The 15,172-nt window shown below is 59.1% G+C and carries 14 protein-coding genes; 9 read left to right on the top strand and 5 right to left on the bottom strand.

All coding sequences use genetic code 11. From position 1 onward, the window contains the following. Nucleotides 1-238: 238 nt before the first annotated feature. Nucleotides 239-1,549 (bottom strand): vanadium-dependent haloperoxidase, encoded by a 1,311-nt coding sequence (locus VK574_RS21460; protein WP_472801928.1) that lies wholly within the window; start codon nucleotides 1,547-1,549, stop codon nucleotides 239-241. A 127-nt stretch (nucleotides 1,550-1,676) separates the two neighbouring features. Here VK574_RS21460 and VK574_RS21455 point away from each other — a divergent pair, with 127 nt between their 5' ends. The 4 genes from VK574_RS21455 to VK574_RS21440 all read left to right on the top strand — a co-directional run bounded on the left by VK574_RS21455 (nucleotide 1,677) and on the right by VK574_RS21440 (nucleotide 6,901). After that, a complete protein-coding gene (locus VK574_RS21455) occupies nucleotides 1,677-3,653 on the top strand; it encodes a winged helix-turn-helix domain-containing tetratricopeptide repeat protein (RefSeq protein WP_472801927.1) in 1,977 nt (658 codons plus the stop codon). Between the two features lie 264 nt (nucleotides 3,654-3,917). After that, nucleotides 3,918-4,487, top strand: coding sequence for a bifunctional pyr operon transcriptional regulator/uracil phosphoribosyltransferase PyrR (gene pyrR / locus VK574_RS21450; protein WP_472801926.1), 570 nt, complete (start codon nucleotides 3,918-3,920; stop codon nucleotides 4,485-4,487). Nucleotides 4,488-4,574: 87 nt separating this feature from the next. Then, nucleotides 4,575-5,606, top strand: a complete 1,032-nt coding sequence (locus VK574_RS21445; RefSeq protein ID WP_472801925.1) for an aspartate carbamoyltransferase catalytic subunit — start codon at nucleotides 4,575-4,577, stop codon at nucleotides 5,604-5,606. Beyond that, complete coding sequence (locus VK574_RS21440; protein WP_472801924.1) at nucleotides 5,603-6,901, top strand: dihydroorotase; 1,299 nt, start codon at nucleotides 5,603-5,605, stop codon at nucleotides 6,899-6,901. Before VK574_RS21445 ends, VK574_RS21440 begins: the two co-directional genes overlap by 4 nt. 66 nt (nucleotides 6,902-6,967) lie before the next feature. On the opposite strand, the gene VK574_RS21435 is transcribed toward VK574_RS21440, so the two are convergent. Beyond that, nucleotides 6,968-7,204: a DUF2934 domain-containing protein gene (locus VK574_RS21435; RefSeq protein ID WP_472801923.1), complete on the bottom strand. Its 237-nt coding sequence runs from the start codon at nucleotides 7,202-7,204 to the stop codon at nucleotides 6,968-6,970. Between the two features lie 308 nt (nucleotides 7,205-7,512). Here VK574_RS21435 and VK574_RS21430 point away from each other — a divergent pair, with 308 nt between their 5' ends. Continuing rightward, nucleotides 7,513-8,445, top strand: a complete 933-nt coding sequence (locus VK574_RS21430; protein WP_472801922.1) for a hypothetical protein — start codon at nucleotides 7,513-7,515, stop codon at nucleotides 8,443-8,445. A 21-nt stretch (nucleotides 8,446-8,466) separates the two neighbouring features. On the opposite strand, the gene VK574_RS21425 is transcribed toward VK574_RS21430, so the two are convergent. After that, complete coding sequence (locus VK574_RS21425; protein WP_472801921.1) at nucleotides 8,467-9,423, bottom strand: AraC family transcriptional regulator; 957 nt, start codon at nucleotides 9,421-9,423, stop codon at nucleotides 8,467-8,469. A 152-nt stretch (nucleotides 9,424-9,575) separates the two neighbouring features. Between VK574_RS21425 and VK574_RS21420 the strand changes: the two genes are divergently transcribed. From VK574_RS21420 to VK574_RS21410, 3 genes are all read left to right on the top strand, one after another. Further along, the gene (locus tag VK574_RS21420) at nucleotides 9,576-10,559 is read left to right on the top strand and encodes an aldo/keto reductase (protein WP_472801920.1); all 984 of its coding nucleotides are present in this window, start codon (nucleotides 9,576-9,578) and stop codon (nucleotides 10,557-10,559) included. 193 nt (nucleotides 10,560-10,752) lie between these two features. Then, the gene (locus VK574_RS21415; protein WP_472801919.1) at nucleotides 10,753-11,721 is read left to right on the top strand and encodes an alpha/beta hydrolase; all 969 of its coding nucleotides are present in this window, start codon (nucleotides 10,753-10,755) and stop codon (nucleotides 11,719-11,721) included. An 84-nt stretch (nucleotides 11,722-11,805) separates the two neighbouring features. Continuing rightward, nucleotides 11,806-12,267, top strand: coding sequence for a cupin domain-containing protein (locus tag VK574_RS21410; protein ID WP_472801918.1), 462 nt, complete (start codon nucleotides 11,806-11,808; stop codon nucleotides 12,265-12,267). 753 nt (nucleotides 12,268-13,020) lie between these two features. Here VK574_RS21410 and VK574_RS21405 read toward each other — a convergent pair. Beyond that, on the bottom strand, nucleotides 13,021-13,773 hold the full coding sequence (locus VK574_RS21405) for a hypothetical protein (protein WP_472801917.1): 753 nt from the start codon (nucleotides 13,771-13,773) through the stop codon (nucleotides 13,021-13,023). 33 nt (nucleotides 13,774-13,806) lie between these two features. On the opposite strand from VK574_RS21405, the gene VK574_RS21400 reads away from it, so the two are divergent. Beyond that, entirely contained in the window at nucleotides 13,807-14,100 is a 294-nt protein-coding gene (locus VK574_RS21400; protein WP_472801916.1) for a hypothetical protein, read from the top strand. Between the two features lie 70 nt (nucleotides 14,101-14,170). Here VK574_RS21400 and VK574_RS21395 read toward each other — a convergent pair whose 3' ends face one another. Next, a complete protein-coding gene (locus tag VK574_RS21395) occupies nucleotides 14,171-15,163 on the bottom strand; it encodes an acyl-CoA desaturase (RefSeq protein ID WP_472801915.1) in 993 nt (330 codons plus the stop codon). Nucleotides 15,164-15,172 lie beyond the last annotated feature (9 nt).

The raw sequence follows: 15,172 nt of genomic DNA, 5'->3' as shown, positions 1-15,172 counted from the left end.
CGGGTCACCTTTTATCTCGCAAGAATGGTGGGGCCCACCCTTCGCCTCTTTTGGCCGAAGGGTGGGATGAGCACAAACCACTGGAATGACTGAACGCCATCCTGTGGCTCTTCGGATGCGTCGTCCAGGCTCTGGAGAACAACACTTCGGGACCATGTGCGGTCTCGCTTTCGGGCAACGAGACCGCACAATCGCGTACCGCATGACGCGAACGGTGAATCGTTTTCGACCTGATCACTCAGTCATCGTCGTGGTCATCATCCCAGTCGTCATCGTGCACCGGGCGCAGGTTGTGCTTGTAGACTTCTTTGCCGATAGCCAGCCCCAGCACCGCTCCTGCGTCCTGGTCGGTTCGAAAATGGATGCCGCCGTAAACACGAGCATCGCTGATGTCGTTGGTAATCTGCTTGAACGAAGTGTACTGCAGGACGATGGTGGGCACGGCGGGGTTTGACAGCGTCATCGAATGTCCAGCTTCGCCGTAGAGACGCCTCATGACCGCGGCTGCCGCATTGGCTGCGCTCCCGTGGTTTGAGGGATAGCTCGGGAAACATGGGGTCACGATGAAGGGCTGAAAGTTCGGATCGGCTTCGGTTTTCCGGTTGCCGTCCGTGTCACCTGCGTGAATCGCGGTTTCGGGGCGCCAGAAGTTGTAGTGGTATTTGTTGAAGAACGCAGCGACCAGGCTGTCGTTGATCGCCATGTTGATGAGGGCAAGAGCCCGGGCATTCTCTGACAGCGAACGCCTCTGTTCCTGCGCGATCTGCCTTGCGGCCTGATTGAAGGCCTGGGTTGGCGAAGTGGCCGCGTAGTAGGTCGCGACATCTGACCGATCGGGCGGCCGCTCAGAGCTGTCGAGGCTTCCCACCGTCATCACCTCGTTGTATGTCTTCGCGTATTCGTTGCTCCTGAGGGCCGGCGGCGGACCGAGGAGAAAGTCCTTCGCGCTCCGGATACCGAACGGGGTTACGTTCTGCCATTGAAAGGCGATTCCCGACGCGACTCCATTCACAATTGGACAACTCACTGTAGCCTGCCATTCGCCTGGAACGGCTGGACCGGGTGTCTTGAATTGCGCCGGCGACGAGCCGTCGTTGGAACGAAGAGCGATCAGGGTACTAGCTGCGGCCTCGCCCGTCGCGATGCCGTCAGTCTTGGCCTTGCCGTCCGGTATCGAGGCCAGCGAGTTCGCGAGTGCAGCATCGAGCGTGGGCTTGCTGGGCAGAAAATAGGTGACGAGCACCCGATAGGCAGCCTGGATGGCAGCTGCGTCGGCTGAGGCGCCGCGAGGCGCATCGATGTTCCCGATATACGATCGATAGTCGCCAGTGACGGCGTTGACGGCTTCAAAGACAGCGAGCTGCACAATCGCTGCATCGCGCGCCTGGGCGAACGGGTTCTGGCCATTCGCGACGGCTGTATTGATCGCTATTACGTTCCAATCCAGGACTGGATCGGCTTTCGCGACAGCAGGCCCGAACAGCAGAGTCGCCATCAACATGCACAGGCCAAAAATCCATTTCCTCGCGCCACCATGCATCCTCATCATTGTGCTTCCTCCTGATTTCCACGGCCCTCGGCCAGTGGTAAGCGACATTGTTGCGGCAGCGGGCGCGAAAGTCGTTGTTTTCCGGCTATGCTTTTGTGAGGGTTTCCTGAGGTTTCTGTGGACAGCTATGCCGAGCTACCGTTTCCTGGATTTTGAGCTGAGTGAGGGAGAGTTTTTCCTCAGCCGCAGCGGACAGCGCGTCGCACTGGAACCAAAGGCCTTGCGTGTGCTGACGTTGTTGGTCCGGCGGGCGGGACACCTGGTGGACAAGCGGGAACTGCTGGAAAGCGTCTGGCCGAATAGCTTCGTCGAGGAGAATACGCTCACACGAACGATCGCGATCCTGAGGCGGGAGCTGGGCGACACCAGCAGAGATTCGAAGATCATCGAAACTGTGCCGACTCGAGGATACCGGTTCATTGCGCCGGTCACTCCTCTCCAAGAAGAAAACCGGACGGCCACGCCCAACTCCGAAGCATCGACCGCCCCCACGAACGGGCAGAAGATCGCCTCGGAGCCCGGTGGCCCGTCACAGCCCCCAAACCTTCGACTCGTGGACGAGGAGAAGGATCAAACGGCTGAGAGAGTGCCTGTTGCCGAAATCGTTCGCGGACAGAGGAATTGGCATGCCCGCAAGTGGCTTCTTGTTGGAGCAGTGTCTTTGCTTCTACTGGTCGCAGTCACAACGTACATCCTCACCCGGAGACGCCCGGCTGATGCGAAAGCTCCCAAAATCACCTCCATCGCCGTACTGCCTCTGAAGAACCTCTCCGGCGATCCCGCACAGGAATATTTTGCCGACGGCATGACCGAGGAAGTGATCGGACGTCTATCGATGATTCGGGGCCTGCGTGTTATCTCCCGCACATCGGTGATGCAATTCAAAGACACCCACCTCTCGACGCCGGAGATTGCCAGGAAGCTTGGAGTGGATGCGCTCGTTGAGGGATCCGTGGTTCGGGACGGCCAGCGGATCCGGGTGCACGCACAGTTAATTCGTGGATCAACCGACGAGCACTTCTGGTCTGAGTCCTACGACCGGGAACTCGGTGACGCCCTCACCTTGGAAAGCGACGTGGCACAATCCATCGCCCGAAAAGTGGAGGTTACGGTCACCGGCGAAGAGCGCGCCAGGCTTGTCACCGCCCGTTCTGTTTCGCCGGAGGTATATGAGAGCTATCTCAAGGGTCTGGCCGCCAAAGGCAACAGCAGGGCTGAGGTCGAAAAACAGATTGCCTGGTTTGGCGAAGCGATCAGGAAGGATCCGACATTCGCGCCGTCCTACGTCGGCCTGGCCGACGCCTACGCGAGCCTCGGCACGGTTTTTGTAGGCGCTCCCCCCGCTGAAACGCGTCCCAAGGTGATAAGCGCCGCGCAAAAGGCGCTCGAGTTAGATCCCGAACTCGCCGATGCACACGTTGAGCTGGCAAACATCTACGTGCGACAGTGGAAGTGGGCCGAGGCCGAGGCGGAATACAGGCGCGCCCTCGATTTGAATCCGAACGATGCTGTCGCGCACGAAGGATTCTCTGACTGGCTATTGTGCCATGGACGTACGGAGGAGGCGCTGGCGTGGGCCCGCCGCGCCCGCGACCTTGACCCTCTCGGAACTTCCGGCCACACCATCGGGTGGACTCTGTTCAACTCACATCGCTATGACGAGGCGATACGCGAGTTCCGAGATGTTCTGACGGTAAGACCGGACGACAGATTGCCCCTCTGGCCTCTTGGATGGGCGCTTATTGGCAACCATCAAGCCGATAAGGCAATCCCTGAGTTGGAGGAGGCGGTCTCTGCTACGAACAGGAGCCCAGGGGTTATCAGTGCGCTGATCTGGGCGTATGCCCACGCCGGTCGGCGAGCGGATGCACTTCGGCTCCTTGGAGAACTGAAAAAACGCCAGCAGACTGGCTACGTTCCTGCCGGTGCCTTTGTACATGCTTATTTGGGGCTCGGCGACAACGATGAGGCATTTGAGTGGTTTGAGCAGGCCTACCGGGAACAATCCAATATTTTGATTTATATCAAGGTCTTCCCTTTGTATGATCCTCTGCGCGGGGACCCGCGCTTTCAGGATTTGGTGCGCCGCGTCGGGCTGAATTGACCCTGGCTGAAAGTCGGGGAGCTATCTCCGTTAGTTATTTGATGGAAAATTGCCGAGCCCTGCTGACCTCGTCCACTTCTCCACAACTTGCCGCTTAACCCTCAAGCCTTCTATCATCCGGCGAGGGATAAAGGTGAAACCACAGAAACCGCCTAAGGGCCGCCCTTTGCACGACGGCGCCTCCATGACGGTTCCATACCCCTGAGCGTTCCGGCTCAACAATGCTTCTGCTGTAGTTTCCTGAATCGCGGTTCGAGAGTGCTTATGACCGAAAAAACAAATGCAGCCGCCCTGCGCGTGAAGGGCAGGCTGATGTCCGCCTCGGAGGTTGAGCGCACATTGGTGCGCCTCGCTCACGAGATTGTGGAGAAGAGTAACGGCAGCGAAGACCTGACGCTGATCGGCATCAAGCGGCGCGGCGCGCCCCTGGCCGAGCGCCTGGGCAAGCTGATCGCCGGCATTGAGAAGCGCCCCGTCGACACTGGCACGCTCGACATCCAGTTTTATCGCGACGATCTCACCACAGCCGGTGTGCGCCCCGTCGTCACGCCCGGCGCTCTCGGCTGCGAAGTGGAAGGCCGCGACGTCGTGCTCTGCGATGACGTGCTTTATACAGGCCGCACCATTCGCGCCGCTCTCGATGCGCTCTTCGATCACGGGCGTCCGCGACGCGTGCAGCTCGCGGTCCTTATCGATCGCGGACATCGCGAGCTGCCCATCGAAGCCACCTATGTCGGCCGCCACGTCCCCACCAGCAGCCGCGAAATCATTGAAGTCAAGTTCCACGAGATCGATAACGACGAGCAGGTGTTGCTGGTCGAGCGGGTGGACTGAAAAAAACAGCTGTCAGCCGCAGCTTTCAGTTTCATGTCGGAAGCGAATGGCTTGAAAGCTGAGAGCTGAAAGCTGAGAGTCAGGAAAATGACCGCAATCGCGCCAACGCCACTCGCCCGTCGCCACCTCACAACACCACAACCGCCGGCATCCCCGTTTCCCTACAATCCCGGTTCGCTGCTTTCGATTCAAGACCTCAGCATCGAAGACATAAGCCACCTGCTCTTCCGTGCAACCGTGCTCGAAACCCTCGATCCGCTGATCCGCGACCGCATCTTGCTTAAGCGCCGCGTCGCTCTCTTGTTCTACGAGTCCTCGACGCGCACCCGCACCAGCTTCGAACTCGCCGCCAAGAGCCTCGGTGCCGATACCACGCTGGTTTCGAGCCTTTCATCCAGCATCGAAAAAGGCGAGACTCTCAAAGACACCGGACTTACCCTGCGCGCGCTTGGAGCAGAGGCGATCATTCTGCGCCACAACTCCTCCGGCGCTGCATGGCTGCTTGAAGAAACAACGCGCCTGCCCATCCTCAATGCCGGCGATGGAATGCACGAGCATCCTACGCAGGCCCTGCTCGATCTCCGCACCATCCTCGCGCATCTGCGCTACGGAGTCGAAACCCTCACCGCCGATACACTGAGCGGCGTCACCGTCACCATCGTCGGCGACATCCTGCACAGCCGCGTCGCGCGCTCCAACATGCTGCTGCTACCCCGCTTGGGCGCACGCGTCGTTCTCTGCGGTCCGCCGCAGTTGCTGCCCGACTCCGCCGCCAACGCCGGCCCGGGAATCTCCGTCGAACGCGACTTCGAAACCGCACTGCGCCAATCGCAGGTGGTCATGATGCTGCGCATTCAGGCCGAACGCCTCGCCGGCCTCCAACTCGATCTCGCACAATACAAAGACGCCTACCAGCTCACCGGCCAGCGTCTCGCCGCGCAGGCGCCGACCGCCGTGGTCATGCATCCCGGCCCCATTATTCGCGGGCTCGAACTCACCGCCGGCGTCGCCGACGGCGCCCAATCCGCCATCCTCGAGCAAGTCCGCCACGGCGTAGCCATCCGCATGGCCGTCGTCGAACGCGCGCTCACAGCAGCGAAGAAAGAAGGCCGCCCATGAGCGCTCTCGTAATTCGCAACGGCCACCTCGTTGATCCTGGCGCCGGTGTGGACGCGCCGAAAGACATCCTGCTCAAAGATGGCCGCGTAGCCGAAATCGCCGCCCCTGGAAAACTCAAGCTCGCCAACGGCGCTGAAGTCCTCGATGCCGCCGGCCTCACCGTCGCTCCCGGCCTGATCGACATCCACGTTCATCTCCGCGAACCCGGCCAGGCCTACAAGGAAACCATCGCCACCGGCACCGCCGCAGCAGCCACAGGCGGATTCACCGCCGTCGCCGCCATGCCCAACACCACGCCGGTCAACGACTCTCCCGAGATCACCCGCTGGATGCTCGCGCCGGAGCGTAACGCTTGCGTTCGTGTCTTTCCGATAGGAGCAGCCACCCGTGGATCCAAAGGTGAAACGTTAAACGACTTCGCCGCTCTCAAAGCAGCCGGCGCCGTCGCCATCACCGACGATGGCCATCCCATCCTGAAAGACAGCGTGATGCGCGAGACCCTCGCCGCCGCAGCACGCGTGGGCTTAAGCGTCATCCAGCATGCCGAAGACACCCGCATGACCCAGGGCGCCAGCATGAACGCCGGCCCCATCGCATTCAAGCTCGGCCTGCGCGGAATGCCGGCTGAAGCTGAAAGTTCCCTCGTCGAGCGCGACATCCGCCTCGTCACTGAACTGCGCGACGCGCGCGTACATCTTCACGTCGCGCACACATCCACCGCAGCCGCCATCGCCGCCGTACGCCAGGCGCGCCGCAACGGACTTCGCGTTACCTGCGAAGTCGCGCCGCACCACTTCCTGCTCACCGAAGAGTACGTCGGCCAATACAACACCAACGCGAAGATGAATCCACCCCTGCGCTCCGCCGCCGACCGCGATGCCATGATCGAAGCCATTCTCGACGGTGTTGTCGACGCCATCGCCACCGATCACGCGCCGCATGCCACGCATGAGAAGGAAGTGGAGTTTGAGAATGCCCCCAACGGCATCACCGGTCTTGAGACAGCCCTCGGCCTCTGCCTGCGCTGGTTGCACAGGGAGTGGAAGCTGCCCTTAGGCCGCGTGCTCAGCCTGCTCAGCGCGCAACCCGCCGCGCTGCTCGGCCTCAAAGGCCGCGGCACCCTCGCCGTCGGCAGCTTTGCCGACGTGGTGGTCTTCGATCCCAAAGCCGAGTGGACGTATCACGCCAGGGAAACCCTCTCCAAGGCGCACAACACTCCATTCGACGGCTGGGCAATGCAAGGAAAAGTTCGCTGGACAATCAGTGAGGGCCGGATTGCGTATGGAAGCCATTAAAAAATGAAAACGGAAAGTGACCTTCCAGCGCCCTGCTGAATTGATGCCCTGCTAAACGTCTGTCCTTTACGAGGCCTTGCCCCTCAACTCCTGCTCTGCGCGCAGCCAGTCTTCCGCGTCGTGTCCGTGCTGTCTGCCGCGTTCCGCCCAGAACTTGTGTGCGAGTCGCGCAATCTCTTCGTGCGAAATACCGATCGCGGTCACTTTGGCGCTGGCTTGCCGTTTGGGTGCGATCTCTTTGGTTGCCGATGCAGACGCGCTGCTCATCCTGCGAGTCGACGGTTTCTTCGGGGTCTCTGCCATTGGAATCTTCTCCTTCGTGTGGCGTGGGCCAACAAACTGGCCATCCTCTCTAGGTTACTAAATAGTCAAATCCCAATAAAGCGCGAACCGGCGCAGCGTACCATTTCTGTCAGGGCAGCCACGCATCTCCATTTATTGCAATGTGCCCGCCACCTGCATCCAGCGCAGGGTTTCGTAATGCGGCACAAATGTCCAGTCCGATTACCGCCGCGCCCATCTCGTTCTTCTCTCGTTAACATTCATCCGCACGACTCCGCTTCTCGCCCATGCCTTTCCAGCCCCAAAAACACCGCATGCTATAAAAACCCATGCGCCATGATTACGCATCCCGTCCCGCGCATATCCGCTGGCTCCTCGACTCTGACCCCGCCATCCGCTGGCAGGTTATGCGCGACCTCACAGACGCACCTCCCGACGCGATTGCCGCCGAGCGCGCGCGCGTCGCCACTGAAGGCTGGGGAGCCGAACTCCTTGCCCGCCAATCTCAGCGCGGTCACTGGCCCGGCGGGCAGTGGGACCTCGTCACCCTATGGAGTCTCGTCGTTCTCAAGGACCTTGGCCTCGACTCCGCCAGCAAACAGGCGCGCAAAATGATCGATCGCGTCGACAAGCGGCTCGTCTTCAAGCCGCTCAACAACCGCCCTTACCTCAGCGGCGAAACCGAGCCCTGCATCAACGGCAGAATCCTCGGCATCGGCGCGTATTTCAAGGAACCCAACGACGCACTCGCCCGGCAACTCCTCCGCGAACAACTCAAAGATGGCGGCTGGAACTGCCAGGCCCCCCAAAGCACTCGCTCTTCCTTCCATACCACCATCTGCGTGCTCGAAGGTCTGCTGCAGCACGAACGCGCAGGCCGCAAATCGCCGGCCATCACCCGCGCCCGCAAACGCGCCGAGAATTATCTCCTCAGCCGCCGCATGTTCCGCTCGCTCAGCACCGGCGACATCATCGATAAACGCTGGCTCCGCTTCACCTACCCCACGCACTGGCACTACGACGTCCTGCGCGGGCTCGACTATCTGCGCAATGCAGGCGTCAAGCCCGATGACCGCATCCACGAAGCCATGCAGATGGTGATCGCCCGCCGCCACCAGAACGGCCGCTGGCCCCTCAATCTTCTCCATCCCGAATACATCCCGTTGCAGATGGAGACCGCCGTAGCCGGCGCCAGCCGCTGGAATACCCTCCGCGCCCTGAGAGTCCTCCGCTGGTACACCAACTCAACGTATAGGTTGTGACCCGCGCTTACACGCGTGCCGTCAGGCGGCGCTCATCACAACGATCTTGCCTTCTCGAAGCGCTTTGATGTCCCGCATCGGAGGCTGGCCGAAGAAGCGGCTGTATTCACGGTTGAACTGGCTGACACTTTCGTATCCGACCTCAAACGCCACAGTCGAAGCGTCGATGCCATCGAGCAGCATCCGCCCTCGGGCTGCCTGCAACCGCAGTTGCTTCTGATACTGCAGTGGACTCATATGGGTCAGCACACGGAAATGGTGGTGCAGTGTCGAGACACCCATGCCTGCAATCTCAGCCAGATCATCCACGCGCACCGACTTCGCGTAGTTGTCCCGGATCCAGGAGATCGCTCTCGCAGTGCGATGGCTCTGATCTCCTGAAGTTGCAATCGCCCGCAGCCGAACTCCCTCAGGTCCACACAGCAGCCGGTAGACGATCTCGCGCTGAATGAGGCCACTCAGATAGGGAATATCCTGTGGAGTCGCCAGCAGGTCCACCAGCCGGCAGCATGCGCTCAGCAACTCGGCCGTGATCTCACCGGTCACCATGGCAGGGCTGTCGGAGGACGCGTGACGCACTCGGACTTCTTCCCGGCTGAGAAGCTCGCGGACAACCGGCATTTCCAGTTTGATGGCCATCGCGAGAAGGGGCTTTGCTTCGCTGGCACCGACCACCTGGCTGACGATCGGCAGGTCGATCGAGGTTAAAAGGAAGCGTGACTGGTCATAAACGAATGTGGTCCGGCCGAGATCGACGCGTTTGCTGCCTTGAGCAACGACGATCACGCTGGGCGTATAGGTCACGGAGCAGGGCGCACTCGGTGCCGTCCTCCGCACCAGCATCACTTCCGGTATCTGAGTGATCAGCTTCTCTGAGGAGCCGATCAACCAGGCAATTTTATCCGCCAGCTCGGTTCTCAAATCCTGGATCGAAAGACCGGGTAAAGGAGCGGCGGGATGCTTGCCATTTCTGCTCATTTCGTCTGCCCTCCTTCTTCCTGAGCATAGCTGTGCCGTTCGTTTGAGGCGAGTGCAAAGACTCGCCATTAAGAGAATCAGGCAAAAGATCGGCAGAATCGGGATAACAGCTCGCGTTCGCTTCTCCCTAAACTGCAGGTAGAGGGGAAATAATGCAAAAGCGAACACTGGGAAATAGCGGATTGGAAGTTTCAGCACTCGGCTTCGGCTGCATGGGACTCAGCTTCGGCTACGGCCCTGCTGTCGAAAAGAATGAGGCAATCAAAGTAATCCGCGCCGCTTATGACGGCGGTGTGACCTTCTTCGATACCGCCGAAGCTTATGGTCCGTTTGCTAACGAAGAACTTGTCGGCGAGGCTCTGGCACCTATTCGCGACAAGGTAGTCATCGCATCGAAATTCGGCTTCAAGAACGGGATCCCGAGTCAAGGGCTGGATAGCACGCCGGAAACGATCAGGGCCGTCGCTGACGGCGCCCTGAAGCGCCTCAACACTCACGTAATCGATCTGTTCTATCAGCATCGCGTCGACCCACATGTCCCGATCGAAGATGTGGCAGGCACCGTGAAGGATCTCATCCAGCAGGGGAAGGTCAAACATTTTGGTATGTCTGAGGCTGGCGCAGCAAGCATTCGCCGCGCTCATGCTGTGCAGCCGGTAACGGCGCTTCAGAGTGAATATTCGCTGTGGTGGCGTGAGCCGGAGAAGGAGATCCTTCCGACACTGGAGGAACTCGGTATCGGGTTTGTTCCATTCAGCCCGTTGGGCAAGGGCTTCCTTACTGGAGCAATCTCAGACAAGACGGAGTTCGACAAGACTGACTTCCGCAACGTCGTTCCACGCTTCTCCGCCGAGGCCCGAAAAGCGAACCAGGCGCTGGTGGATGAACTCGGGCGGATTGCAGAACAGAAGAAAGCGACCAAGGCGCAGATCGCGTTGGCGTGGCTGCTCGCTCAAAAGCCGTGGATTGTGCCGATCCCTGGAACAACGAAGCTGCACAGGCTCGAAGAGAATCTTGGCGGAGCAGACGTGGATCTGACGACGGAAGATCTGAAGGCGATCCACGATGCCATATCGGCGATCGATGTTCAGGGAGACAGATATCCGGCTCAACTTCAGAGCCTTGTAAATCGCTAGGAGAGAATGGGTGCACAAAGCACAAGGGAGAGCAATGCAAAAGCGCATTCTCGGACAAAATCTCGAGGCTGACCGAGGCTGATCTCAGCAGATCAACGAAGTTTCTTCCACTCTGAGGCTCGAAGGCGCGCGCCTTCCTGAACATGTGTTGAAAATGACCTGACTCTGGGAGCTGAAAGAAGAAAAGGAGATCATGAAGATCAATCGAGCAGACTCAATGAGCAGGCGGCGTCACAAGCTTTTCGTTGCACTCTCCCTGATTACAGCATGTGCAATCACTTCGGCCAACGCACAGGAAACCAACAATAGCAAGCCTGCACAGCCCGGAACGCCAGCGCTCGCGCCGAAGGTCATCAACATCTGGCCTGGTGTCGCGCCGGGCTCCGAGCAGTGGAAGCAAAAGGAGACCACGATTCGGTTCGGTCCGATGGAGTCGATTGTCAACGTGACGACCCCGACGCTGACAGCTTACCTTCCAGATGCGGCTAAGGCGACAGGAACCGCCGTCATTATTGCCCCCGGTGGAGGCTTTTTATTCCTCGGTACCGATACGCACGAGGTCGCGGAGTGGCTCGCGGCCCGAGGCATCGCGGGATTCGTCTTGAAGTACCGGACGGCTCAGATAGAGGGCGAGAACGACGCGCAGTTAGGCCAGGCCGGCCGTGCGCGCTTCGGGGCTCAGATTCGCAACTACGCCTTGATCGCTCAGGATGGTAAGTACGCACTAGACGATGGCGTTCAGGCCATCAAGGTCGTACGTGCCCACGCTTCCGAATTAGGCGTGTCTCCCGATCGCATTGTCTTCATGGGACTCTCGGCTGGCGGAATGATCACGGAGTATACGGCCATCCAGCCGGATGTGAGCGCCCGTCCCAACTACGCGGCTCCGATTTACGGCGCCTATTTTCCTAGTGTGCCTCCGATACCGAAAGATGTTCCGCCCTTTTTCATGGAGATGGCTGAAGACGACAATCTCGCCGGTCCGCAAATTATCAAGTTCTATGACGCGCTCAAGGCAGCCGGATACAAGCCCGAATTTCACCTTTATGAACACGGCGGTCATGGCTGGAGCATGCGCAAGCAAGGCACAACGAGCGATCACTGGATCGACGAGTTCTACTGGTGGCTGGAAGCGCACGGACTGACGAAGCCGGGCAAATGACCCTGGCCGAAAATCGCTCAAACGGTTCCAGTGATGTCGAGTTGGCAGCACCACCGAATAAAAGCATCAAGGAGAAGATAAGACATGAGAACGAAACTTCTAACCATCGCTTTCGTGGTGAGTGCCCTATGCCCCTTCCAGTCCCAGGCACAATCAACGGATTCAGGTTTCCCGAAAGGTGAACTGTCCACCACCAAGAATCACACGGGGAATATCTGGCTCAGTGAGCTGAACGTAGGAGACAGTACATTCGATCCCAGCATTGCCATGGCAACCTATGATGCCGGTGCAAGGCTGGATTGGCATGTTCACCCAGGTGGGCAGGTTCTACTGATCACCGAGGGCACCGGCTATTACCAGGAAAGGGGAAAGCCGGTACGAATCGTTCACAAGGGAGATGTAATCAAATGCGCTCCGGGAATAGAGCACTGGCACGGCGCATCACCGGGAAGTGGTTTTGCCTATATCGCGGTTACTCCGACCATAAAGGGAAAGACAATTTGGTTGGAGCCTGTCAGCGATAAGGACTACAACAGTGTGAAATAAGAGATTCCTGGGTTAACCCGTCCCGGTGCCCATGTCCCGGTTTTGGGACTTGGATACCACCAATTCAGCAATTGGCGACCAGCCCATGGTGCCGCTTTGATGCGCGCCTTTTGCGCATGAGTGTGCGGGCTCTCTATCGGGCAGTCAAGTCTCATTTGCAGGATCCACAGCCTAAACTCCTCAATCCAAACGCAAAATAGATTTTCTGTTTTTGCAGGTTATTTCGCGGATCTTGCTATTCTTGATCTATTCAGCAATTCCCGCCATCGCTCCTGCGCTCGTCCATCGGCCCGGAGAAATCGGGAGACTCAAGCCCTTGCAAGCATGAGATAAGCTGCCAAAACACGCCAAAAAACGCCGTGCCCAATCTGCTAACTATATATTCCGAAACAGGTTAACCTCCGCCGGGCCGCACTATCGCAAATCCGCGCTGTGAAACTGTGAAGCTGTGAAAGGAAACCGCTCTTGTTCACTCGTGCCCTTGTTCCCTTATTCACTCGCTCCCTGGTTCACTTGTTCACGTGTTCCCTTTCTTCCTAACTCCAATGCTGAGAAGCCTCTACAAGCAACTTCAATCCGCAGAGGACTTTGCCGGCAGGGAGGGCTGTAAACCAATGGAAGTACACTCTTTCCCCAAAGAGTGTATATATACCCCCCCAGCAAAACTTCACCACAAAGCTGAAAGCACCGCAGGCCCTCCCGCGCGACCAACGGGCCCCTGCTCACTGTCCACTGCCCACTGCTCACTGTCCTCTACCCTTTGCGGCGGTAGAGAATCTGGAACTCGTAGCCGGCGTTCGGGGGAAAGAGACTGGCGATATGGCGCAGGCGCTCCGCCAGGGCCGGGGCGGCCAGCAGCGGATATTCGCGCTCGCGCAGATCGTGATAATCGAAATCGACCGCAAGGGACAGCATGTAGATCGCCAGCGAATCAGAGAATGCCGATTCGTAGAATGTCGTCCGCGACCGCTCGTCGATCGTCTTCTGCTGCCCGTTGTGCGAGTCCTGCGCGCGACGCCGAGACTCCCACGCATCCTGGCTGGTTTCCCCGCGCACCTGCGCCTCGGCCTGCGACCAGATCAGCTGCGCAAAGCTCTCCGGCACGCCCGCCACATCGGCAAAGTTGTGCGCCACGTTGATGAAGAATTCAAATGCCAGTCCAAAGCGGTCCTCGACCAGCCGTGTCGACAGAAACACCGCTTCGGTTGTGCCGAGGCTCGCATTGCGATGGCACACCGCACGGTCGCCCAGATCGACGGTATACGAAGGCGCGATCAACACTTCGCCGGTATCGGCAATCGCCAGCGGAACAAAGTAGTAGGCGCGGCTCTTGAGTGCAGGCGCCAGCAGCGGAGGAACGGCGGCAACCAGCCGCTCGAGATCGGTCTCGCTCACACGCGTCTCGCCCCATCCGGCAAAGCTGATACCGTTGGAGGCCCGTCCCACCTGCGCCTGCGCAGCCACCTTGTCGGCTGGCCAAAGCTCGATTTGCGCGCTGCTCGGCATAAGAATGTATTCTAGACGACAGAGGTCGCGTCGATGCAATCCACGCACAGCCAGCGCCACCCCGGCGGCAGAGTTTTCGGATTTCCCCTCGAAGGCTTCAGCCTGTTTCAAAGCCTGCTGCTGGCGTTTACCTCGGCGTTCTTCACATTTTTCGCAACGACCTGCCTGGCGATCTTCGCTCTGCTCGCGTGGAACTTATTCGGCCATCACTCCGTGAATTATGCAGACACTTATCTTTACGTCGGGTTCCCTGCAGGCGTAGTCGTTCTCGTCGTCGCGCTCCCGGTTTTCGCCACTCTCTGGATTCGCGCCAAGCTCCGCAAGTAACCAATCAAGACCAAAAGCAACGGCCATTCCCGAAGGAATGGCCGTTTGTACTTGCGTTGATGCTCTGTGCCTAAAGACCCGCGGGCTTGGGGTTGGCGGGATCGAACTTGGCCACGTGAATCTTCTTGGCCAGGCCGATCTTTGAGAGCAGCCAGATGCCCCAGAAGTTGGGATCGATCTCGTACCACTTAAGGCCATGCCGCGCAGAGACAGGATGCGCATGGTGATTGTTGTGCCAGCCTTCGCCGCCGGTCAGCAGCGCAACCCACCAGCTATTGCGCGAGTCGTCGCGGGTCTCGAAGCGCCTGCTGCCCCAAAGGTGCGTGGCCGAGTTGACCAGCCAGGTGGCATGCAGCCCGAGGGTGACGCGAAGTGCTACACCCCATAGAACCATCGCGACTCCGTTGATCCATCCGCCCCAGATCCAGCCACCAGCCAACAGAAGCAGGCCGCTGACGGTGATGGGGAGCCAGTGATATTTGCTGAGCCAGAGGTAAAACTTGTCGCGGCTCAGATCTGGCGAATAGCGCTTCAGAATTTCAACCTGCCCATGCAGTGCCTCACCAAACAGGATCCATCCGGTGTGCGCCCACCAGCCACCCTCTTTGGGAGTGTGGGGGTCGCCTTCCTGATCGCTGAGCTGGTGATGGACGCGATGCGTCGACACCCAGAAGATGGGGCCGCCCTCAAGCGACATGGTGGCAAAGATGCTCATGATGTACTCGACCCACTTGGGGGTCTGATAGCCACGATGCGTCAGCAGCCGGTGATAACACATGCCGATGCCTACGTTGATGGCCAGCACATAGAGAATCGCCATCACCGCTAAACGCTGCCAGCTGAAAAAGAAGAAAGCGGCCAGCGCCCCCGCGTGAAAGGAGCCGATGATTGCCAATGTCGACCAGTTAATCCCATAGCCAACAGTTGCAGCTTTGCCCATATGGACAAGAAACTTCGCAGGAACTCTGCCGTGAGGCGACGAGTAGTCGTGCTCTACGGCAACCTTTTTCGCTGCAGTATCAGGAGCATTGGCGGGAGGGGGAGCGGACACGAGTGATGCCATTCGGTAGCT

This window comes from Occallatibacter sp. (assembly GCF_035317045.1).
GTDB lineage: Bacteria > Acidobacteriota > Terriglobia > Terriglobales > Acidobacteriaceae > Telmatobacter.
Note: the sequence above shows the minus strand (reverse complement) of the source record. Positions and strands in the feature narration are given on the sequence as shown.